The 19,717-nt window shown below is 60.3% G+C and carries 21 protein-coding genes; 15 read left to right on the top strand and 6 right to left on the bottom strand.

Annotated features, from left to right (window positions below; all coding sequences use genetic code 11):
- Window positions 1-19 precede the first annotated feature (19 nt).
- Window positions 20-712, top strand: coding sequence for a response regulator (locus AB4N64_RS16705; RefSeq protein WP_460126781.1), 693 nt, complete (start codon window positions 20-22; stop codon window positions 710-712).
- A 130-nt stretch (window positions 713-842) separates the two neighbouring features.
- Here the strand turns inward: AB4N64_RS16705 and AB4N64_RS16700 are convergent, their stop codons facing one another.
- Window positions 843-1,883, bottom strand: coding sequence for a patatin-like phospholipase family protein (locus AB4N64_RS16700; RefSeq protein WP_460117006.1), 1,041 nt, complete (start codon window positions 1,881-1,883; stop codon window positions 843-845).
- A gap of 219 nt (window positions 1,884-2,102) precedes the next feature.
- On the opposite strand from AB4N64_RS16700, the gene AB4N64_RS16695 reads away from it, so the two are divergent.
- The 3 genes from AB4N64_RS16695 (at window position 2,103) to AB4N64_RS16685 (ending at window position 4,230) form a co-directional block, all read left to right on the top strand.
- A complete protein-coding gene (locus AB4N64_RS16695; protein ID WP_368553346.1) occupies window positions 2,103-2,381 on the top strand; it encodes a hypothetical protein in 279 nt (92 codons plus the stop codon).
- Between the two features lie 41 nt (window positions 2,382-2,422).
- Window positions 2,423-3,190, top strand: a complete 768-nt coding sequence (locus tag AB4N64_RS16690; RefSeq protein WP_460117005.1) for a CHAD domain-containing protein — start codon at window positions 2,423-2,425, stop codon at window positions 3,188-3,190.
- A gap of 242 nt (window positions 3,191-3,432) precedes the next feature.
- Window positions 3,433-4,230 (top strand): acyl-CoA thioesterase, encoded by a 798-nt coding sequence (locus tag AB4N64_RS16685; protein WP_460117004.1) that lies wholly within the window; start codon window positions 3,433-3,435, stop codon window positions 4,228-4,230.
- Here the strand turns inward: AB4N64_RS16685 and AB4N64_RS16680 are convergent, their stop codons facing one another.
- Window positions 4,231-4,596, bottom strand: a complete 366-nt coding sequence (locus AB4N64_RS16680; RefSeq protein WP_460117003.1) for a terminase — start codon at window positions 4,594-4,596, stop codon at window positions 4,231-4,233.
- Window positions 4,597-4,796: 200 nt separating this feature from the next.
- The gene (locus AB4N64_RS16675; RefSeq protein WP_460117002.1) at window positions 4,797-6,278 is read right to left on the bottom strand and encodes a methyl-accepting chemotaxis protein; all 1,482 of its coding nucleotides are present in this window, start codon (window positions 6,276-6,278) and stop codon (window positions 4,797-4,799) included.
- 176 nt (window positions 6,279-6,454) lie between these two features.
- On the opposite strand from AB4N64_RS16675, the gene AB4N64_RS16670 reads away from it, so the two are divergent.
- The 8 genes from AB4N64_RS16670 (at window position 6,455) to AB4N64_RS16635 (ending at window position 12,923) form a co-directional block, all read left to right on the top strand.
- Window positions 6,455-6,985: a hypothetical protein gene (locus AB4N64_RS16670; protein WP_460117001.1), complete on the top strand. Its 531-nt coding sequence runs from the start codon at window positions 6,455-6,457 to the stop codon at window positions 6,983-6,985.
- A gap of 72 nt (window positions 6,986-7,057) precedes the next feature.
- The gene (locus AB4N64_RS16665; RefSeq protein ID WP_131062453.1) at window positions 7,058-7,249 is read left to right on the top strand and encodes a PLDc N-terminal domain-containing protein; all 192 of its coding nucleotides are present in this window, start codon (window positions 7,058-7,060) and stop codon (window positions 7,247-7,249) included.
- Window positions 7,250-7,483: 234 nt separating this feature from the next.
- A complete protein-coding gene (gene speE, locus AB4N64_RS16660; RefSeq protein ID WP_460117000.1) occupies window positions 7,484-8,359 on the top strand; it encodes a polyamine aminopropyltransferase in 876 nt (291 codons plus the stop codon).
- Between the two features lie 220 nt (window positions 8,360-8,579).
- Complete coding sequence (locus AB4N64_RS16655) at window positions 8,580-8,813, top strand: hypothetical protein (RefSeq protein WP_460116999.1); 234 nt, start codon at window positions 8,580-8,582, stop codon at window positions 8,811-8,813.
- 199 nt (window positions 8,814-9,012) lie between these two features.
- A complete protein-coding gene (locus AB4N64_RS16650; protein WP_192301951.1) occupies window positions 9,013-9,357 on the top strand; it encodes a ribonuclease E inhibitor RraB in 345 nt (114 codons plus the stop codon).
- A gap of 393 nt (window positions 9,358-9,750) precedes the next feature.
- Window positions 9,751-11,160 (top strand): circularly permuted type 2 ATP-grasp protein, encoded by a 1,410-nt coding sequence (locus AB4N64_RS16645; protein ID WP_460116998.1) that lies wholly within the window; start codon window positions 9,751-9,753, stop codon window positions 11,158-11,160.
- A gap of 12 nt (window positions 11,161-11,172) precedes the next feature.
- The gene (locus AB4N64_RS16640; protein WP_460116997.1) at window positions 11,173-12,123 is read left to right on the top strand and encodes an alpha-E domain-containing protein; all 951 of its coding nucleotides are present in this window, start codon (window positions 11,173-11,175) and stop codon (window positions 12,121-12,123) included.
- A complete protein-coding gene (locus AB4N64_RS16635; protein ID WP_460116996.1) occupies window positions 12,120-12,923 on the top strand; it encodes a transglutaminase family protein in 804 nt (267 codons plus the stop codon). Before AB4N64_RS16640 ends, AB4N64_RS16635 begins: the two co-directional genes overlap by 4 nt.
- 35 nt (window positions 12,924-12,958) lie before the next feature.
- On the opposite strand, the gene AB4N64_RS16630 is transcribed toward AB4N64_RS16635, so the two are convergent.
- Both AB4N64_RS16630 and AB4N64_RS16625 read right to left on the bottom strand, forming a co-directional pair.
- Window positions 12,959-13,780 carry a c-type cytochrome gene (locus tag AB4N64_RS16630; RefSeq protein ID WP_460116995.1) on the bottom strand — a complete coding sequence of 274 codons (822 nt, stop codon included), beginning with the start codon at window positions 13,778-13,780 and terminating at the stop codon, window positions 12,959-12,961.
- 87 nt (window positions 13,781-13,867) lie between these two features.
- Window positions 13,868-14,086, bottom strand: a complete 219-nt coding sequence (locus tag AB4N64_RS16625) for a hypothetical protein (protein WP_460126897.1) — start codon at window positions 14,084-14,086, stop codon at window positions 13,868-13,870.
- Window positions 14,087-14,355: 269 nt separating this feature from the next.
- On the opposite strand from AB4N64_RS16625, the gene AB4N64_RS16620 reads away from it, so the two are divergent.
- The 3 genes from AB4N64_RS16620 (at window position 14,356) to AB4N64_RS16610 (ending at window position 18,554) form a co-directional block, all read left to right on the top strand.
- Entirely contained in the window at window positions 14,356-15,561 is a 1,206-nt protein-coding gene (locus AB4N64_RS16620; RefSeq protein WP_460116994.1) for an acetyl-CoA C-acetyltransferase, read from the top strand.
- Window positions 15,562-15,581: 20 nt separating this feature from the next.
- Window positions 15,582-17,726, top strand: coding sequence for a 3-hydroxyacyl-CoA dehydrogenase NAD-binding domain-containing protein (locus tag AB4N64_RS16615; RefSeq protein WP_460116993.1), 2,145 nt, complete (start codon window positions 15,582-15,584; stop codon window positions 17,724-17,726).
- A gap of 105 nt (window positions 17,727-17,831) precedes the next feature.
- Complete coding sequence (locus AB4N64_RS16610; protein WP_460116992.1) at window positions 17,832-18,554, top strand: amidotransferase; 723 nt, start codon at window positions 17,832-17,834, stop codon at window positions 18,552-18,554.
- A gap of 72 nt (window positions 18,555-18,626) precedes the next feature.
- Here the strand turns inward: AB4N64_RS16610 and AB4N64_RS16605 are convergent, their stop codons facing one another.
- Window positions 18,627-19,598, bottom strand: coding sequence for a magnesium and cobalt transport protein CorA (locus AB4N64_RS16605; RefSeq protein ID WP_460116991.1), 972 nt, complete (start codon window positions 19,596-19,598; stop codon window positions 18,627-18,629).
- Between the last annotated feature and the right edge of the window lie 119 nt (window positions 19,599-19,717).

The following is a 19,717-nucleotide window of genomic DNA, read 5'->3' as shown; positions in this document are numbered from 1 at the left end:
CATGCCGCGACCGCCAACCATGAGCCAGACCACGACCATCCTGGTCATCGACGACGAACCGCAGATCCGTAAATTTCTTCGCATCAGCCTGGCTTCCCAGGGCTACAAGGTCCTGGAGGCCGGGACCGGCACCGAAGGCCTGGCGCAAGCGGCACTGAGTAAACCCGATTTGCTGGTGCTCGACCTCGGCCTGCCGGACATGGACGGCCAACAGGTACTGCGCGAGTTTCGTGAATGGTCGACGGTGCCAGTGCTGGTGTTGTCGGTGCGTGCCAGCGAAGGGCAGAAGGTCGAGGCGCTGGATGGCGGCGCCAACGACTACGTGACCAAACCGTTCGGCATTCAGGAATTTCTAGCCCGGGTGCGTGCGCTGTTGCGTCAGGTGCCGGCAGGGGAGGCCCAGCAGGCGGCGCTGAGCTTCGGCCCGCTGACCGTGGACCTGGCCTATCGCCGGGTATTGCTCGAGGGTGTGGAAGTGGCGTTGACCCGCAAGGAATACGCAGTGCTGGCGCAACTGGCGCGGCATCCCGGGCGAGTCATCACCCAGCAGCAGTTGCTCAAGGACATCTGGGGGCCGACCCATACCGAAGACAGTCATTACCTGCGGATCGTGGTCGGGCATCTACGCCAGAAACTGGCCGATGACCCGACCCGGCCGAGGTTTATCGTGACCGAGGCGGGCGTGGGTTATCGGTTGTTGGGGCAGGGGTAGTTTACAGTTTTGTATTGATTGCACTGGCGCTATCGCGAGCAAGCCCGCTCCCACATCGGTCCTGTGTACACAGTTCCCCTGTGGGAGCGGGCTTGCTCGCGAAGAGGCCGGGACAGCCACCCCAAAACCGTCAGGACTCGCGCTCACTCTCATACCGATCCAACGTGTCCCGCGCAATCTCCCGCCCCAGCGCGATCAGCTCCGGTGCCTTGTAGAACTCGAAAAACCGGCACACCCGCTTCGGCACGTTGATCAGAATGTCGGGTGGATAACCGGCGATCTTGTACTGCGCCAGTGAGGTTTGCATCACTTCGAAGCTCTGGTTGATAAGGTCCAGCAGGGACGCCGGCCCGACGTTATCGATGATGAACGAGCCGGTGGCCGATTTCGGCGCGCCATCGCGCTCCGGAGCGGCCGCCGGTTGCTGGGCTTCGGGTGCGGCGGATTCGATCCATGGATTGATCTCGGCGGCCTCGGCGATCAAGGCTTCTTTCTCGAGTTGCAGCAGCTTTTCCGCCTGCTTGCGCCGGAACGGCATTTTTGAGCCCACCGAACTCATCAGGTTGTCGAAACGTGTGCGGAAGGCGGCCGGACGCTGGATCACCGGCAGTTTGTAGTGACCCTGGTTGGTCGAGTTGAGGTTCACCGCGATGATCAAGTCGCAATGGCTGGACACCACCGGCACGATCGGCAAAGGGTTGAGAATGCCGCCATCCACCAGCATGCGGTTGCCCTGCATGACCGGGGTGAACAGGCTGGGAATGGCGGCCGAGGCGCGCATCGCCTGGTGCAGGCAACCTTCCTGGAACCAGATTTCCTGCTGGTTGGTCAGGTCGGCGGCCACTGCCGTGTAGGGAATGCGCAGGTCCTCGATGTTGATCTCGCCGACGATCTTGCGGATCTGCCCGAAGACCTTTTCCCCGCGAATCGCGCCGAGGCGAAAACTGACATCCACCAGGCGCAACACATCCAGGTAGTCCAGGCTTTCGATCCAGTCGCGGTATTCATCCAGTTTGCCGGCGGAATAGATCCCGCCCACCACTGCCCCCATCGAGCATCCGGCGATACAGGCAATGTCATAGCCACGCCGTTCGATCTCCTCGATGACCCCGATGTGGGCGTAACCCCGCGCTCCCCCGGAGCCCAGTACCAGCGCGACGCGCTTTTTCATGAATCGCCCTCGTCTGTCCAGGTTCAACAATGCACCCATCAAGGGGGGCGCTTCAATCGCCGGAGTCGCTCCACACCCTGATCGCGTCGTTTTTTCGACACTCGATGATGGCAGATGGTTATTCTTACCAACGCTAGAGTTTCAGCTGCAGGCCAAGGCACTTTTCACGTGTGGCAACGTCTTAGCAGCACGACTGTTTCCAATATCGAGGAGTAAATGATGAAAGCGTGGATCTGCGTGCCGATGATTGCCCTGGCACTCGCTGGTTGTGCCGGTAAAACCGCTTATCGTGAGAGCTGCGGTAGCCAGATCGATGCCGCGTGGCATGAGCTGGACCTGGCCAAGGCCGAAGGCTTTGCCGGTACGGTCAGTTACTCCAAGGCGCTGTCGCTGCTGACCGGGGCCAAGACCCAGCAGCAGTTCGAAGCCTACGAGGGCTGCACCAGCAAGGCGGAAAAGGCACGCTTCTACATTCGTGAGTCCCGCGCGGGCCGTTGAGGCATGATGCAGGATTGAGCCTGGGATACAGGGAGTAAACGATGTCTGCTTTGGTTGATCGGTTGGTGGCCCATGTCCTGGGTATCGAAGTCCGCTTGTTGGCCTGTCAGGCGCGTTTGCAGGCGCGCACTGACCCCGAGGCGCTTCACGATCTGCGCACCACGGTTCGCCGTTTGCGCAGTCTGCTGCGGCCGTTGCGCGGTTTGCCGGGGGTCGAGCAACTGGAAGAGGCGGCCTCCCGGGTCGGCCAACTGACCACACCACTGCGTGACCGCGAAGTGCTGGCGGCCCATCTGCTTGAGCACAACCAGCCCGAGGCGGCACGGCGGCGCATGGCGCAGATGGCCCAGGCGTATCCGGCGGTGGCGGCGAGCACCGAGCTCACGCAGTTACAGACTATCCTCGCTGCCTTCCCGCGTTTTCTGCGCGCAGCGCAACATCAGGGGTTACTCAAGGGGTTGCGCAGGCAGATCGAGAAACGCCTGGCCAAACAGTGGAAGATACTCGATGAGGCCCTGCACGACCCGGCGCATGATCGCCACCGCCTGCGCCTGCTGATCAAGCGCGTGCGCTACGGCATAGAAGCCTACCCGGAACTCGATCGCCTGCCGAAACCGGCCTTGCCCAGACTCAAGTCTGCACAGGGCGCCCTGGGTGACTGGCACGATGCCTGGCAATGGCTGGCCCGCGCCGAGGAAGAGGCCGATCTGCAACCGTGCGTGGCCGCGTGGAAAACCACCCTGGCCGAGGCCGAAGGCCGTGCCGACAAGGTGCTCGATAAACTCAGCAAGGCCTGCTTCAAATCCTGAGTCGAACACCGCCCCCACCTGTGGGAGCGGGCTTGCCCGCGATGAGGCCAGCACTTGCAACATCAATGCGACTGACCGATCGCTATCGTGGGCAAGTCGAATCGTCGCACCACCGCCCCCACAGGGGCGGGTTGCGCAGACAGATCGGCCCATCTGTCAGTGATTTTGTCCGGAATAAACCCTGTGCCAGCCCCCGGTGCTCGCTAATATCCCTCCATCCTTTTTCGGTTCCTGAGGTCCTCATGCGCTTTTCCGATCTGCTCGATGCCGTCCGCAGCCAGCCGTTGGAGCTATCTATTCCGGCCGAATGGGCGCAGGGCCGGGCCAGCTTCGGTGGGTTGGTGGCGGCGCTGCAATACGAAGCCATGCGTGCGAAGGTACCCGCCGATCGTCCCGTGCGGTCGCTCGCGATCACCTTTGTCGGGCCCGTCGAGCCAGAAGTGCCGGTCCGTTTCGAAGTCGATGTGCTGCGCGAAGGCAAGGCCGTCAGCCAGGTACTGGGGAGGGCTGTGCAGAAGGGCCAGGTCGTGACGTTGATCCAGGGCAGCTTCGGCGCCTCGCGGCCGTCCGAGGTGGCGGTGGCCGCCACGTCTGCTCCATCGATGAAGCACTGGGACGAGTGCCAGGAGCTGCCTTACGTCAAGGGCGTGACCCCGGAGTTCATGCGCCATCTGGCGATGCGTTGGAGCGTGGGCGGTCTGCCGTTCAGTGGCAACAAATCCCGCGAGATGGGCGGCTGGGTGCGCTTGCGTGGGGACGTAAAGGAAGAGGCGGTGAGTGAGTCGCACATCCTGGCACTGGTCGATGCCTGGCCACCGTCGCTGTTGCCGCACCTGAACAAACCGGCGATGGGCAGCACGCTGACCTGGACCATCGAATTCGTCCAGCCGTTGCTCGAGCTGAGCACACTGGACTGGTGCAAATACCTGGTTGAAATCGAACATGCCGCTGACGGCTACGGTCACGCGGCGGCCAAACTCTGGAACGTGGACGGTCAGTTGATCGCCATGAGTCGGCAGACCGTGACGATTTTCGCCTGATCAGTTTCGACGGTGGCGTTCACGCCAGGCGCGCCACCAGCCACCGCTGAGTAAAAAACGCGGAAAGGTCAGGAACTGCTCGACCATTAAACGCGACACCGCGTCCTTACGATCACTGAATGGCTCGGAGGCTTGCGCCTCCAGACTGTGGCCGTGGCGTTGCAGGCCCAGGGCCGCCAGCAAGCCGATGACGCCAATCGCGAAATTCGCAAAGTTCAGGCTGAACACCCCGGACACCATCAGCAAAAATGCCACGATGAACAGCGGCACGGCAATCAGGTGCAGCACCAGGTTGGTCGGGTGCTGGTGGTTGCCCGGATACGCGCGCCATTGCCAGGCGGGGAGGTTGGGGTGACGTTTGCCCATGATGCCGATCCTTAATCCATGTTGAACATGATTGAAGAATAGGCGTGGGACGGGAGGGGAGCGAATCGAGGTTGGCTATTGGGGTGATAGGCGGTCATGTCTTGGATAGGTGTTGACCGGGTAGGCACCATCGCGAGCAAGCTCGCTCCTACAGGGAGGGCGGGTTCCACTGTAGGAGCGGGCTTGCCCGCGATGCGGTCTCAGAGCTTCAGCTGACCAATCGCCTTGCTCAACTCCCCAGCCAGCGCCGCCAGCTCATTACTGGTCGTCGCCGAATCCACCGTTTGCTGCACGGTATTCTCGGTCACATCACGAATACCCACCACCGCACGGTTCATCTCTTCGGCCACCTGGCTCTGCTGTTCCGCAGCCACGGCAATCTGCGTGTTGCTTTCACGCATTTGCGCGACGGCGCCGGTGATCTCCACAAGCGCGGCTCCGGCTTCCTGCGCCTGTTGCACGCAATCGTCGGCCTTGTACGAGCTTTCCTGCATGAAGTCCACGGCATCCCGAGTGCCGGCCTGTAGCGCCGAGACCATCAGCGTGATCTCGTCGGTGGAAATCTGCACGCGCTTGGCCAGGTTGCGCACTTCATCGGCCACCACGGCAAAGCCACGCCCCATTTCCCCGGCGCGGGCCGCTTCGATGGCCGCGTTCAATGCCAGCAGGTTGGTCTGCTCGGCGATGCTGTGGATCACGTTGACCACACCGTTGATCTTCTGGCTGTCCTCGGCCAGGCGCTGAATCATCTCGGCGGTCTGTTGCACGCCTGTGGACAACCCGGCAATCGACTTCTGCACACGAATCACCACTTCCTGGCCACTGCCGGCCAGGGTGTCGGCCGATTGCGAGAGGTCGCGGGTGGCGCCGGCGTGTTGGGCGATGTGGTGCACGGTGGCGGTCATTTCATTGATGGCCGTGGCCGCCTGGTCGGTTTCGCTTTGCTGGCCGAGCATGCCGTGTCGCACCTCGTTCATGCTCGAGGCCAGGCGCGCCGCGCCGACATCGAGCTGCCGAGCGGTGTTGGCCACGGTGTTGACCACCCGCTGATAACCGGCCTGCATCGCGTTGAATGCGCCGGCCATCTGGCCGACTTCGTCGGAGCACGCCAGCGGCACCCGTGCGGCTAGATCGCCGGTTTTCTCAACGTGCAGCATGACGTCTTTCAAGGTGTTGAGTTGGCTCAGCAGGAAGCGGATCAGCAACTGCGAGGCGCCAAGCATCGCCAGCATCAGGATGAACACCGCCACCGCGTAGTTGACGAAACGTTCGCCGAACACCTGGACCAGGCTCGGGCCGTGGGCGATCACGGCGACGCGCTGACCATCGGTGCGGGTCAACACCTCGGCACCCATCAACGGGTTCTCACCAAACAGCGGCATCGAATGGAATTCGACCCAGCCGTTGGCGTCCGTCAGTGCCTGGACGGGTTGCCCGTTCAACACAGGCGCCTGGCCACGGTTGAAGGTCAGCAGGTTGTCGTTCTTGGGCAACGCCTGCCCGGCCGGCCAGGCGGCGAGCAATCGCGCCTGGGCCTGGGCAGATGCCTGAGAAGCGTGGCTGCGGGCCTGCTGCTCGAGCTGTACGGCGTACAACACCAGCAACAATGTCGTGACGAAGGCGACCGCGTTGACCGCCCAAAATTTATATTTCAGCGAGATATTGCTAATCCAGGCACCCATGGAGGTTTTCTCTGATAGCGGAAACAGCATTGGCAAGGTGCCAGCATTGTGCCGCATACCGTGCCGTGGATGTTGATATGCGTCAACCTTCCCGTCGTCGCACCCGCCCAGCGATGAACGGCGTAATGCGCTATTCTTCGCGCCTTCAAAATTCCCTCGCTACAGGACATCGCCCCATGAAAGCCGCACTCGTCGAACTCATCAGCAAAATCAGCTCCGGGTGCATGGGCGAAGACGAAATTCTCAAGATCGCCGGTGAGGCTGCGCAAGCCTACGCAGACCCCGGTGCTTTTCTGGCAGCCAATCCGGACATCAACTACGACGACACTTTCCCGATTCCATTGGGCGAGTGGGTCGTGCTCGGCAGCCTGCCGGAAACGGTGCTGTTCCAGGCTGACACTTACATGGACCTGTTTGCGCAGATCGTCGCTTCGTTCGGCCCGGACGTGGCGTTCAACATCAAGCCCAAGCAACTGGCGAAGACCGAGGCGTTGACCGCGCTCAATCGCATCCAGGTGCAGATGGGCAGCATGAACAAGGAAAATGGCGGTTACACACTGTTGAATTTCAGCCAGTTGCTCGACGACGAATTGCAGGTGGTGCTGGTCTACGGCAACGACGTCCCGCGTGTGCTTGAACTGTGCGCTCAAGTCGGCATCGCTGCTGCACCATCCCTCGAAGCATTAAAAGTGGCGATCCACGTTTAATCGAATAAAACGGAACCCTGGCAATGGCCGACTATTCTAAGAGGCACACCACTCTTAGTAGGGAGCGACACCATGGGTTCAACGTTCAATGGCCTGATTGGCCTGATCATTCTTGCCCTGGACATCTGGGCCATCATCAACGTGCTGAAAAGTGGCGCCAGCACCGGGATGAAAATCATCTGGGTGCTGCTGATCCTGCTCCTGCCGGTTCTGGGCCTGATCATCTGGGCCATCGCCGGACCGCGAGGTAATGTGCGGATCTGACACTATTCCCACGACACCACCGACCCTGTAGGAGCTGGCTTGCCAGCGATGGCAGCGGTGCGATCTGTCTGAATGACTTCAGTGAAGCCATCGCAGGCAAGCCAGCGCCTACAGAGGTTTGGTCCAGCCATCAACAGAGGTTCGACCTGTCATCTTGCGCAACGTAGAATGCGCGCCTTTCCATTACGGGCGGGTCACCGTCCGTTGCAACCCGCATTCCTCGGAGCACTTCCCATGACCACCATCCCGACAGGCGAGTACCTGGAAACCCTCTACGAAGGCTACGGCCAGCGTTTTCGCATGGAAAAACTGCTGCATGAAGTGCGCACCGAACACCAGCACCTGGTGATTTTCGAAAACCCGCGCATGGGCCGGGTCATGGCGCTGGACGGCGTCATCCAGACCACCGAAGCCGACGAGTTCATCTACCACGAAATGCTCACCCACGTGCCAATCCTGGCGCACGGTAACGCCAAGCGCGTGCTGATCATCGGCGGTGGCGACGGTGGCATGCTGCGTGAAGTGACCAAGCATCGCAGCGTCGAGCACATCACCATGGTCGAGATCGACGGCACCGTGGTGGACATGTGCAAGGAATTCCTGCCGAACCACTCCAAAGGTGCGTACGAGGACCCACGCCTGAACCTGGTGATCGACGACGGCATGCGTTTCGTCGCCACCACCACTGAAAAATTCGACGTGATCATCTCCGACTCCACCGACCCGATCGGCCCGGGCGAAGTGCTGTTCTCGGAAAACTTCTACCAGGCCTGCCATCGCTGCCTGAACGAAGGCGGCATCCTGGTAACCCAGAACGGCACGCCGTTCATGCAGATCGAAGAAGTCAAAACCACTGCCGGGCGCCTGCGCAGCCTGTTCCCGGACTGGCACTTCTACCAGGCCGCAGTGCCGACCTACATCGGCGGTTCCATGACCTTCGCCTGGGGCGCGACCAACACCGCGTACCGCAAACTGTCTCGCGAAACCCTGCAACAGCGCTTCGCCGGCAGCGGCATCGTCACCCGCTACTACAACCCGGAAATCCACCTGGGCGCTTTTGCCTTGCCACAATACGTCCTGCAGGCCGTGAACAAGCCAAGCAACGACTAAAGGCTTAAACACCCCCCTGTAGGAGCGAGCTTGCTCGCGATAGCGGTAGACCAGTCGCCAGTTTTATATCTGGCACACCGCCATCGCGGGCAAGCCCGCTCCTACAGTGGTGTCCTGCTATTTATTTGTATCTGTGCATCGCAATCCATGTGAACGTTCCCCCAAGCCCAAAGTCCAGATAAATGTGAACCCACATACGGGTTTGTTCGAGGAGGCTTTGATGCAAAAGTGGAAAGTCACTTTCGTGGATGATCACGGCGAAACAGTCGATGAAGTCTTTGAGTGTGAGCAGTGCCCGGATAACGAGCAAGCCGCCAAACTCATCAAGGCTCGGCTCCTGCCAGTCGCCGCCGAACTGGACCTGAACGATCTGGAAGGGCGAACCAGCGACGCGAGTGTAAAAAGTCTCAAGATTCAGAACAGCATACAAATCCTCGGTATCTCCCCCGTCTGAAACACCTCACCGCACATCTGCTACAACCAGGCCTTGGCAGCTCGACTTGCAAGGGGCTAATCTGCAAGCGAGATCAGCGAATGGATCGCTAAGGTCTGGTCTTGTCAGCTACATGCTTGTTCCCATCGCAGTGCCCGCGTTGTTTGTGCGGGCGTAGGGAGTACGGAAAGTCTATCCATCGGTTTAAGGAGGACGTTTCATGAGCACAGAAGCCTATCAAGAAGACATCAGCAGCTCGGTGCTGCGCCGCATGAAAGAAGGCGGTTTCGATTTTTCACGGTTCCATCCCATCGAGTTCTACGCCATTTTCCCGGACGAGGAGCGGGCGCGCAGGGCAGCAGGGCATTACTGTGGTGAATCCTTGAATGCACAAGTCAGCGCGCGCGACGATGGCGCATGGTCTCTGGAACTGAGCAAAGTGATGTACGCCACCTACGACGGTATCGGCGACTTTGAGCAGGATTTCGAGGCCGTGGTCGAACCGCTCGGCGGCATCATCGAAGGATGGGGCGTCAAGCAGGAGGTGCGAGGGCGACTCGCCTGACATTATGACCGCACTCAATAACGGCTGACCTTCGGGTTGGCCGTTTTCGTTTGAGCAGGGTGAAACCCGTCTTGGCAAAATCCTGAAACAAGAATAGATGACAAAAAAAAGCCGCATGGGGAGGCGGCTAAAAGGGAAGTTCGGGGAGCAAATCCAGCGAATGGGTGGATTATCCGCATCGACAGCCGAGCAGTGAAATCAACTCTGGCTATGCTGCTGATAGACCGCAGTATTGCCTTGCAATGAAGCGGGGATGATCAGGTTGGAGCATTTGTCGCACAGGAATGGTGCGGCCAATGCAGTTTGAATATCCAACCGATTGATATTAAAGCGTTTATGCCGATGGCACGGGCCTTGCGAAGGCCTGTTAGTCCGGGTGACAAGGAGTACGGCATGATCCGCACCTATTACGATGAAATGTACGATGCCGGCGGCCAGGTTCGCCCGCATTACCGGGAATTTGCCCGTTGGCTGGCCGAAACGCCGGATGAGCTGCTGGCTCAGCGCCGTCGCGAAGCCGATCTGCTGTTCCATCGCGCCGGGATTACGTTCACGCTCTATGGGGACGAGCAGGGCACCGAGCGCCTGATTCCCTTCGACACCATCCCGCGCAGTATCCCCGCCAGTGAATGGCGGATTGTCGAGCGCGGCTGCATCCAGCGGGTCAAGGCGTTGAACATGTTCCTCGCCGACCTCTACCACGAGCAGCGCATCATCAAAGCCGGCATCATCCCGGCCGAGCAGGTGCTGGCCAACGAGCAATACCAGTTGGCGATGCAGGGGCTGGATCTGCACCGCGATATCTATTCGCACATCTCCGGCGTCGATCTTGTGCGCGATGGCGATGGCACGTACTACGTGCTCGAAGACAACTTGCGCACCCCCAGCGGTGTCAGCTACATGCTCGAAGATCGCAAGATGATGATGCGGCTGTTCCCCGAGTTGTTCTCGACCCAGCGCATCGCGCCGATCGACCACTACCCGAACCTGTTGCTCGACACCCTGAAAAGCTCCAGCCCGATCGACAACCCCAGCGTGGTGGTGCTGACACCGGGGCGCTTCAACAGCGCGTTCTTCGAGCATGCATTCCTCGCCCGTGAAATGGGCGTCGAGCTGGTGGAAGGCGCCGACCTGTTCGTGCGCGATGACAAGGTGTTCATGCGCACCACGGACGGGCCGAAAGCCGTCGATGTGATCTACCGCCGGCTCGACGACGCATTCCTCGACCCGCTGGCGTTCAATCCGGATTCGATGCTCGGTGTTCCGGGGCTTTTGTCGTCCTACCGCTCACGGAACGTGGTGCTGGCCAATGCCATCGGTACCGGCGTGGCAGACGACAAGTCGGTGTATCCGTTCGTCACCGACATGATCCGTTTTTACCTGGATGAAGAGCCGATCTTGAAGAACGTTCCTACATACCAGTGTCGTAATCCTTCCGAGCTTTCCCACGTCCTGGCCCATCTGCCGGACCTGGTGGTCAAGGAAACCCAGGGTTCCGGCGGTTACGGGATGCTGGTGGGGCCGGCCGCGACGACGGCGGAGATCGAGTCGTTCCGCGCGCGCATCAAGGCCAAGCCCCATGCTTATATCGCGCAACCGACGTTGTCCTTGTCGACCTGTCCGACCTTCGTCGAGAACGGCATAGCACCGCGGCATATCGACCTGCGCCCGTTTGTATTGTCAGGCCGCGAAACCCGGGTAGTGCCCGGTGGTTTGACCCGCGTTGCCCTGCGAGAAGGCTCCCTGGTGGTGAATTCCTCCCAGGGTGGCGGAACCAAGGACACCTGGGTGGTCGAGGATTGAAGGAAGCCTGCCATGTTAAGTAGAACTGCCTCGGATTTGTATTGGATGTCGCGTTACCTGGAGCGGGCGGAAAACCTCGCCCGGATGCTCGACATCAGTTATTCGCTGTCGCTGATGCCCCAGGACGGTCGTGGCGATGGTTTGCACGAACTGGCCATGCCGTTGCTGATCACCGGCACCCTGGACGATTACCTGGCGCGTCACGGCGAATTGCACGCCGAACGCCTGCTGCATTTCTTCGCACTGGACGCGGCCAACCCGGCGAGCATCTACAGCTGCCTCGGTGCCGCGCGGGCCAGCGCCCATGCGGTGCGTGGGCGGATTACCGCCGACATGTGGGAAAACATCAATGCCACCTGGCTGGAAATTCGCGGCATCGCCGAACAGGGTTTAAGTCGCTATGGCATGAGCCGTTTCTGCGAATGGATCAAGGAGCGTTCGCACCTGTTCCGTGGCGCGTCCTATGGCACGATCATGCGCAACGATGCATTCCGTTTCATTCGACTGGGCACCTTTGTCGAACGGGCCGACAACACCTTGCGCCTGCTCGATGCCCGCTACGAAATGGCCGGCGACCAGGCCGAAGCGGTCAGCGACGGCACGGCTCACGCCTATTACCAGTGGAGTGCGTTGTTGCGCGCCTTGTCGTCGTTCGAGGCGTACACCGAAATCTACCGCGATGCGCCAGGTGCCCGGCAGGTCGCGGAACTGCTACTGCTGCGCGTCGACGTGCCGCGCTCCTTGCGGGCCTGCACCGAGGAAATCGACCAGATCCTTGCTCAGTTACCCGGTGCCAACGGCCGGCCTGCACAACGTCTGGCGGCGGAAATGGACGCCCGCCTGCGTTACACAGGCATCAATGAAATCCTCGAGGAAGGCCTGCACGCCTGGCTGACCGAATTCATCCCGCTGGTGCGCCAGTTGGGCAATGCCATACACAGTTCCTACCTGGAGGCGGCATGAGACTTTCCATTAGCCACGAGACCACCTATCACTATGAAGACCAGGTGCGCGCCAGCATCCAGTATCTGCGCCTGACGCCCCACGACAGCGAGCGCCAGCACGTGCTCAGCTGGCAACTGGACCTGCCGCGTCCGGTGCGTGCGCAGCTCGATCCGTTCGGCAACATCCTGCACGTGCTGACCATGGACGAGCCGCACGAAGCGATCATCATTGGCGCTCGGGGTCAGGTCGACATCGACGAACTGCGCGAAGCCGAGCACGAGAGCCAGTCGGCGCTGCCGTTCCTGAGGTTCACCCGATTGACCGAAGCCGACGAATCCTTGCGCGCATTTGCCGAAAAGACCTGCAAGGCCCGCCGTGATCGCACGGCGCTGATCGACCTGATGCACGGCCTGAATGCGCACATGACGTACACGCCGGGCTCCACCGAAGTCGATACCAGCGCGTCCCAGGCCTTCGCCGGGCGTTCCGGTGTTTGCCAGGACCACACCCACGCATTCCTGGCCTGCGCCCGCAGCCTGGGCGTTCCATCGCGTTATGTATCGGGCTATCTGTACAGCGAGAACTCAGAGCACCTGGCCAGCCATGCCTGGGCGGAAGCCTGGCTGGACGATGCCTGGTACAGCTTTGACGTGACCAATGAACTGGCCCGCCCCGAGCGTCATCTGAAGCTTGCGGTAGGCCTGGATTACCTGGACGCATGTCCGGTACGCGGAATGCGTCGGGGCGGGGGTTGCGAGCAGATGCACGCGAAAGTGCTGGTGTCGCCGACGCCGGTGATTTCGGCGGTGCAGCAATAAATTCAACACCCCCCTACAGGGGGGGCGGGTGCTGATCAGGGCTTAACCTTCCGCCCAGCCATGTGTTTCAAATACCCCACCAGCATCTCCAACTCCGCATCGGGCAACACCGCTGCCGCAAACCCGGGCATCTTCGCCTGCGGCCACTGCCGCAGGCTCTGCGGATCACGGATGTAGCGCTTGAGGAAGTCCGCCCCGAAATACTCGGTCGGGTTGAACGGGATATTCAGATCCGGGCCAAACTGTGCATCACCTTCGCCATTGAGGCGATGACACGCCAGGCAGTTTTTCTGGAACAGCGCAAAACCCTGGTTCACCGGATCGTCTGCCTTCAACTTTGGATCGGGTAACAGGGCCGGAAAACGCTCGGCCACCGGCGCCAGGCGCTTGATCGCCGCGACCTGGAACGGCCATTGTTCCGGGCTGATGTGCCCGGCCTTTGGATCGGTCCACACCAGATAAAACGGTCCCGCGCTCGGCTTGCCCGCTGACAGCGCCGGCCAGGGTTTGGCGGGGTCTTCAATCGCCAGCCAGGCCCGCGAGCCCTTGGTATCGAGCAACGGCGCAGCGGCCAGCTCGGCGGCGAACCCATCCAGCGCCACGGCTTGCAGGTGATCCTGTGGCGTGACGCCTGTGAGCAACGCGGCGAGAGGCACGGCGCGATAGTCCATGTCCTTTTTATAGGAAACGTCGTCCTTGATCGTGATGGTCTGGACCTGTGGATGCTTGAGCAAGTCTTCGGTTTGCCAGGTGCGGCTGGTTGCGCCCAGCTCCAGGTTCAGCTGTGCGGCATACAGGGGCGAACCCACCAACAGTGCCCCGATCAGAAAAAGCTTTTTCACATGTTCGCCGCCCATGTCGTGGAAGTGCCGCCAAGGGTGGCACAGCCATGCTGGCCCGGGTAGCGGGCCAGTCACATTTTTAACGAGGCGATAAAAACTGTGTCAGCCAATCACCTTGGTCAGGTTCGGCACGATCAACAACAGAGTAGTGGCGAAGAGAATGAGCCCGGCTTGACGAACTTTCGAATGTTTGAACATGGCTTGACCGCCTTTATTGTTATTTCCTGATGCCTGCCTGCATTTCTCCATGACGGCAGAGCGTTGCACTTCCTGTTTGACGAGCGCTCGGCAAAACCCGACGACAACTTCGTACATGTTCACCTTAGGGCTCGTTGAGGCCCGCGTCAGCCGTGGCTTAGATCCATTTCATATGGTTAAGTTAAATAAAGCTTTAAAAACGGCATGAGGCCTATTGCCAGCTTCTTTGCCGGCCTTTTACTAGACGGCTCGGGATGCTGAGACGGTTCATCCGGTAGTCGACTACCGTTCGTCTGAGCGTGTCCGTCAACCCGGCTGAGCATTGCGGTCATTGATTCGGCGGCGGCTCGGCCTATGGTGAAGGCTCGATATTTTCACCGTCAGGTTCTGTCATGACCCAAGCTCTGATTTTCGACGCGTTACGCACGCCCCGTGGCAAAGGCAAGGCTGACGGAGCCTTGCACAGTGTCAAGCCAGTGACTTTGGTGGCGGGATTGCTCACCGCCCTGCAACAACGCACTGCACTGGACACCCGTCAGGTGGATGACGTGGTCCTGGGCTGTGTGACCCCAGTGGGCGACCAGGGCGCCGACATCGCCAAGACGGCGGTGCAGGTGGCCGATTGGGACGTCAGCGTGGCGGGCGTGCAGATCAATCGCTTCTGCGCATCAGGGCTTGAGGCGGTCAACCTCGGGGCGATGAAAATACGCTCCGGTTTCGAGGATCTGGTGGTGGTCGGTGGCGTCGAGTCGATGTCCCGGGTGCCCATGGGCAGCGACGGTGGTGCGTGGGCGCTGGACCCGGAAACCAACCTGCACAGCCATTTTACTCCGCAGGGCGTGGGCGCGGACCTGATCGCCACACTGGAAGGCTTCAGTCGCGAAGACGTCGATGCCTACGCGCTGCATTCCCAGCAGAAGGCCGCACGGGCCAGAGCCGACGGAGCGTTCAGCAAGTCACTGGTGCCGGTGCGCGACCAGAACGGCATCCTCCTGCTCGACGTTGATGAATTCATCCGCGCCGACTCCACCCTCGAAGGCCTGGGCAAACTCAAGCCGAGCTTCGAGATGATGGGCCAGATGGGTTTCGACGCCACCGCGCTGCGGGTCTACAGCCATGTGGAACGGATCAACCACGTGCACACGCCGGGCAACAGCTCCGGCATTGTCGACGGGGCAGCCTTGATGCTGATCGGCTCCGAAGCGAAGGGCCGCGAACTGGGCTTACAGCCACGGGCGCGGATTGTCGCCACGGCCGTCACCAGTACCGACCCGACCATCATGCTGACCGGCCCAGCGCCGGCGACGCGCAAGGCGTTGGCCAAGGCTGGGCTGCGGGTCGAGGACATCGACCTGTTCGAGGTCAACGAGGCCTTTGCCTCGGTGGTGCTGAAGTTCATCAAGGACATGGCCATCGATCCGGACAAGGTCAACGTAAACGGCGGCTCCATCGCCATGGGTCATCCGCTGGGTGCCACCGGTTGCGCGATCCTCGGCACCCTGCTCGACGAACTGGAAGCCCGAAGCCTGCGTTTTGGCCTCGCGACCCTGTGTGTCGGCGGCGGCATGGGCATTGCCACCATCATCGAACGCCTTTGAGCCTTCAAGGAAGCCTCTTCATGACGCAAGCCATTCGCTACGAACAAGGCCAGGACCGGATCGTCGTCCTGACCATCGAGATGCCGGGCCAGACGGCCAACACCATGAACGCGGTGTATCGCGAGGCCATGGCCGCCTGCGTCGCTCGCCTGGTGACGGAAAAAAACAACATTGCCGGCGTGATCATCACCTCGGCCAAGAAAACCTTCTTCGCCGGCGGCGACCTGAATGAGCTCATCAAGGTCGGCAAGCCCCAAGCCAAAGCCTTCTACGACATGGTGCTGACGCTCAAGAGCCAGCTGCGAACCCTGGAAACCCTGGGCAAACCGGTGGTCGCCGCGATCAACGGTGCGGCGCTTGGGGGCGGTTGGGAGATTTGCCTGGCCTGCCATCATCGAGTGGCGCTGGACAATTCGTCGGTACAACTCGGCTTGCCGGAAGTCACCCTGGGCTTGCTGCCGGGTGGCGGTGGGGTGGTGCGCATGGTGCGCATGCTCGGTCTGGAAAAAGCCTTGCCGTATCTGCTGGAAGGCAAGAAAGTCCGCCCCCAGCAAGCCTTGCAGGCGGGGTTGATCGATGAACTGGCGGCCGATGGTGATGAGTTGCTGGCCAAGGCGCGGGCCTGGATCCTGGCCAATCCGGTGGCAATACAGCGCTGGGATGTAAAGGGTTATCAGATTCCGGGCGGTACGCCGTCGCACCCCAAAGTCGCGCAAATGCTGGCAATTGCGCCGTCGATCCTGCGCACCAAAACCCAGGGATGCCTCCCGGCGCCGGAGAAAATTCTGTGCGCTGCAGTGGAGGGTGCGCAGGTGGACTTCGACACCGCACACCTGATCGAAACCCGCTTCTTCACCGAACTGACCACGGGCCAGATTTCGAAGAATCTGATTGGCACCTTCTGGTTCCAGCTCAACGAAATCAACGCCGGCGGCTCACGGCCCCAAGGGTTCGCACCGTACGTCACGCGTCGAGTCGGTGTGCTCGGGGCCGGCATGATGGGGGCGGGCATAGCCTTCGTCAGCGCCTCGGCGGGTATCGAAGTGGTGCTCAAGGACATCGATACGACGGCAGCCGAGAAGGGCAAGGCGCACTCTGCGGCATTGCTGGACAAGAAGGTCGCCCGTGGCCACATGACCTCCGAGCAGCGCGAGGCGATTCTGGCGCGTATCCATCCCACCGCAAGCGATGCAGACCTGGTCGGTTGCGACCTGATCATTGAAGCGGTGTTCGAAGATCGTGAGCTCAAAGCCAGGGTGTCATGCGCCGCCCAAAATATCGCCGGAGAGGATGCGGTGATCGCCTCCAACACGTCGACATTACCGATCACTGGCCTGGCTACGGCCGTGCCGCATCAGGGTAAATTCATCGGCCTGCATTTCTTCAGCCCTGTTGAGAAAATGCCGCTGGTGGAGATCATCAAGGGCGCAAACACCAGCGATGAAACCCTGGTTCGTGGTTTCGATTTCGTCCTGCAAATCAGGAAAACGCCGATTGTGGTCAACGACAGTCGCGGTTTCTTCACGTCGCGGGTGTTCGGTACCTTCACCAACGAAGGCATCGCCATGCTCGGCGAGGGTGTGAGCGCCGCGATGATCGAAACCGAGGCACGCAAGGCAGGCATGCCTATCGGGCCTCTTGCGATCTCTGACGAAGTTTCCCTCAGCCTGATGAGCCATATCCGTCAACAAACTGCGAAAGACCTGAAAGCGGAAGGCAAGCAAATGGTCGAGCACCCAGCGTTTGCCGTCATCGATTTGTTGCTCAACGAGTACAAGCGGGCGGGCAAGGCCGCTGGCGGTGGTTTCTACGACTACCCGGCGGGTGGCCAGAAACACTTGTGGCCGGCGTTGAAAACCCGTTTCGAGAAAACCGACGGGCAGATTTCCCCGAAAGATATACGAGATCGCCTGCTGTTCGTGCAAGCCATCGAAACCGTACGTTGCGTGGAGGAGGGCGTATTGACCTCGACGGCGGACGCCAACATAGGTTCGATCTTCGGCATCGGTTTTGCGGCCTGGACCGGCGGCGCGTTGCAGTTCATCAATCAGTACGGTGTTAAGGACTTCGTCGCGCGCGCGCAGTATCTGGCCGAACAGTACGGCGAACGGTTTCTCCCGCCGGCCCTGTTGCTGGAAAAAGCGGCCAGGGAGGAAGTGTTTTAAGCGCGTTTTTGGGGACCGATGACGCAAGCCAGGGCTTGCCTGCCAACGTGTTTCGAGGCAGGCTCTGGTGTGTGCATTATTCCCATCACGTGTCAGGTATTTTTTATGTCGCTACGCATCTGCATTCTGGAAACCGACATCCTGCGTCCGGAACTGGTCGATCAATATCAGGGTTACGGGCAGATGTTCCAGCGTCTGTTTTCGCAGCAGCCCATCGCGGCCGAATTCACCGTGTACAACGTGATGCAGGGCGATTATCCCCGTGATGACGAGACCTTCGATGCTTACCTCGTGACCGGCAGCAAAGCCGACTCCTTCGGCACCGATCCGTGGATTCAAACCCTCAAGACCTATCTGCTGACCCGCTATGAACGTGGCGACAAGTTGCTCGGCGTGTGCTTCGGCCATCAATTGCTGGCGTTACTGCTGGGCGGCAAGAGCGAGCGCGCCACCCAGGGCTGGGGCGTTGGCACGCACAGCTACAAACTGGCAGCCAAGGCGCCGTGGATGAACCCGGTGCGCGAGGAGCTGACCTTGCTGATCAGCCACCAGGATCAGGTGACCACGCTACCGGAAAACGCCACGGTCATTGCTTCCAGCGATTTTTGCCCCTTTGCCGCCTACCACATCAATGACCAGGTGCTGTGCTTCCAGGGCCACCCGGAATTCATCCATGATTACTCGCGAGCCTTGCTGGATATTCGCCAGGAAGCGTTGGGCGAGCAAATTTACTCCAAGGGCATCAGCAGCCTTGAGCAGGAACATCACGGCACCACCGTGGCCGAATGGATGATGCGCTTCGTCGCGCACAAGCCACAGACTGTTTGAAACAGCATCGCGAGCAGGCTCGCTCCCACAGGGTCTGGCGTCTATCGCAGATCCAATGTGGGAGCGAGCGTTTTACAACCACCCCGACCTTTTGAAACTGCCCCAAAGCCCCGCACACCCCACCGCAATGAATCCCAACACCGTGAAATACCCGTAGTGCCACGTGAGCTCAGGCATGTTCTGGAAATTCATCCCGTAGATGCCGGCAATCGCGGTGGGGAACGCCAGGATCGCCGCCCATGCAGCAAACTTGCGCTGCACCACGCTCTGGCGTGACGCCTCCAGCAACACCCCGACCTCGATGGTCTGGCTGGCAATCTCCGCCAGTGTCGTCAGGTCCTCCATCTGGCGGGTCACATGGATTTGCACATCGCGAAAATACGGGCGCATGTTCTTGTCGATGAACGGGAAGCTGAGCTTCTGTAACTCCTCGCTGATTTCTACCATCGGCGCCGCATAACGGCGCAGGCGCACCACGTCCCGGCGCAGGCCATGCAGTCTCTGGATGTCGTGTTCATTCAAGGCGCTGCACAACACGTTGCGCTCCAGTTCGTCGATCTCGGCGTGAATGGCTTCGCCCACCGGCTGATAGTTTTCGATCACGAAGTCGAGGAGGGCATAGAGTACGAAATCTTCTCCATGCTCGAGCAGCAGCGGACGCGCCTCACAACGCTGACGGACATGAGCGTAGGACGCCGAGTGACCATTGCGTGCAGTGATGATGTAGCCGTTGCCAGCGAAGATATGCGTCTCGATGAACTGCAATTTGCCGTCGTGACGGATCGGTGAGTAGGTGACGATGAACAGCGCATCACCGAACGTCTCCAGCTTCGGGCGGCTGTGTTTTTCCAGGGCATCTTCGATAGCCAGTTCGTGGAGGTTGAACTGGCGTTGCAGGTTGGCAAGTTCTTGCGCATCCGGCTCTTCGAGGCCGATCCAGACGAAGTGGTCAGGCTTGGCAGCCCAGGCGGCGCCTTCGTCGAGGGTGATATTGGTGACTTTTTTACCGGCGCTGTAAACCGCGGCAGCAACAACTCGACCCATGATTGAGTTTCACTTCTTCTTGGTGGGTGGTAACAGACAATCTTCAGCTTAGCCTTGTCTGTTGCTTGAGAGTCAGTGAAATCTGCGCAGTTCACCCGTCCTTCGCCGGCAAAAGAAAA

The sequence above is a fragment of the Pseudomonas sp. S2_C03 genome (assembly GCF_054668405.1).
Note: the sequence above shows the minus strand (reverse complement) of the source record. Positions and strands in the feature narration are given on the sequence as shown.

Bases quoted from the DNA above. Each gene is read 5' to 3' on its own strand.
- AB4N64_RS16665 (WP_131062453.1), top strand. From the start codon at position 7,058: ATGGGTTCAACGTTCAATGGCCTGATTGGCCTGATCATTCTTGCCCTG.
- AB4N64_RS16615 (WP_460116993.1), top strand. From the start codon at position 15,582: ATGACGCAAGCCATTCGCTACGAACAAGGCCAGGACCGGATCGTCGTC.
- AB4N64_RS16650 (WP_192301951.1), top strand. From the start codon at position 9,013: ATGAGCACAGAAGCCTATCAAGAAGACATCAGCAGCTCGGTGCTGCGC.
- AB4N64_RS16700 (WP_460117006.1), bottom strand. From the start codon at position 1,883: ATGAAAAAGCGCGTCGCGCTGGTACTGGGCTCCGGGGGAGCGCGGGGT.
- AB4N64_RS16645 (WP_460116998.1), top strand. From the start codon at position 9,751: ATGATCCGCACCTATTACGATGAAATGTACGATGCCGGCGGCCAGGTT.
- AB4N64_RS16705 (WP_460126781.1), top strand. From the start codon at position 20: ATGAGCCAGACCACGACCATCCTGGTCATCGACGACGAACCGCAGATC.
- AB4N64_RS16640 (WP_460116997.1), top strand. From the start codon at position 11,173: ATGTTAAGTAGAACTGCCTCGGATTTGTATTGGATGTCGCGTTACCTG.
- AB4N64_RS16690 (WP_460117005.1), top strand. From the start codon at position 2,423: ATGTCTGCTTTGGTTGATCGGTTGGTGGCCCATGTCCTGGGTATCGAA.
- speE (WP_460117000.1), top strand. From the start codon at position 7,484: ATGACCACCATCCCGACAGGCGAGTACCTGGAAACCCTCTACGAAGGC.
- AB4N64_RS16610 (WP_460116992.1), top strand. From the start codon at position 17,832: ATGTCGCTACGCATCTGCATTCTGGAAACCGACATCCTGCGTCCGGAA.
- AB4N64_RS16685 (WP_460117004.1), top strand. From the start codon at position 3,433: ATGCGCTTTTCCGATCTGCTCGATGCCGTCCGCAGCCAGCCGTTGGAG.
- AB4N64_RS16635 (WP_460116996.1), top strand. From the start codon at position 12,120: ATGAGACTTTCCATTAGCCACGAGACCACCTATCACTATGAAGACCAG.
- AB4N64_RS16630 (WP_460116995.1), bottom strand. From the start codon at position 13,780: ATGGGCGGCGAACATGTGAAAAAGCTTTTTCTGATCGGGGCACTGTTG.
- AB4N64_RS16605 (WP_460116991.1), bottom strand. From the start codon at position 19,598: ATGGGTCGAGTTGTTGCTGCCGCGGTTTACAGCGCCGGTAAAAAAGTC.
- AB4N64_RS16680 (WP_460117003.1), bottom strand. From the start codon at position 4,596: ATGGGCAAACGTCACCCCAACCTCCCCGCCTGGCAATGGCGCGCGTAT.
- AB4N64_RS16675 (WP_460117002.1), bottom strand. From the start codon at position 6,278: ATGGGTGCCTGGATTAGCAATATCTCGCTGAAATATAAATTTTGGGCG.
- AB4N64_RS16620 (WP_460116994.1), top strand. From the start codon at position 14,356: ATGACCCAAGCTCTGATTTTCGACGCGTTACGCACGCCCCGTGGCAAA.
- AB4N64_RS16655 (WP_460116999.1), top strand. From the start codon at position 8,580: ATGCAAAAGTGGAAAGTCACTTTCGTGGATGATCACGGCGAAACAGTC.
- AB4N64_RS16695 (WP_368553346.1), top strand. From the start codon at position 2,103: ATGAAAGCGTGGATCTGCGTGCCGATGATTGCCCTGGCACTCGCTGGT.
- AB4N64_RS16670 (WP_460117001.1), top strand. From the start codon at position 6,455: ATGAAAGCCGCACTCGTCGAACTCATCAGCAAAATCAGCTCCGGGTGC.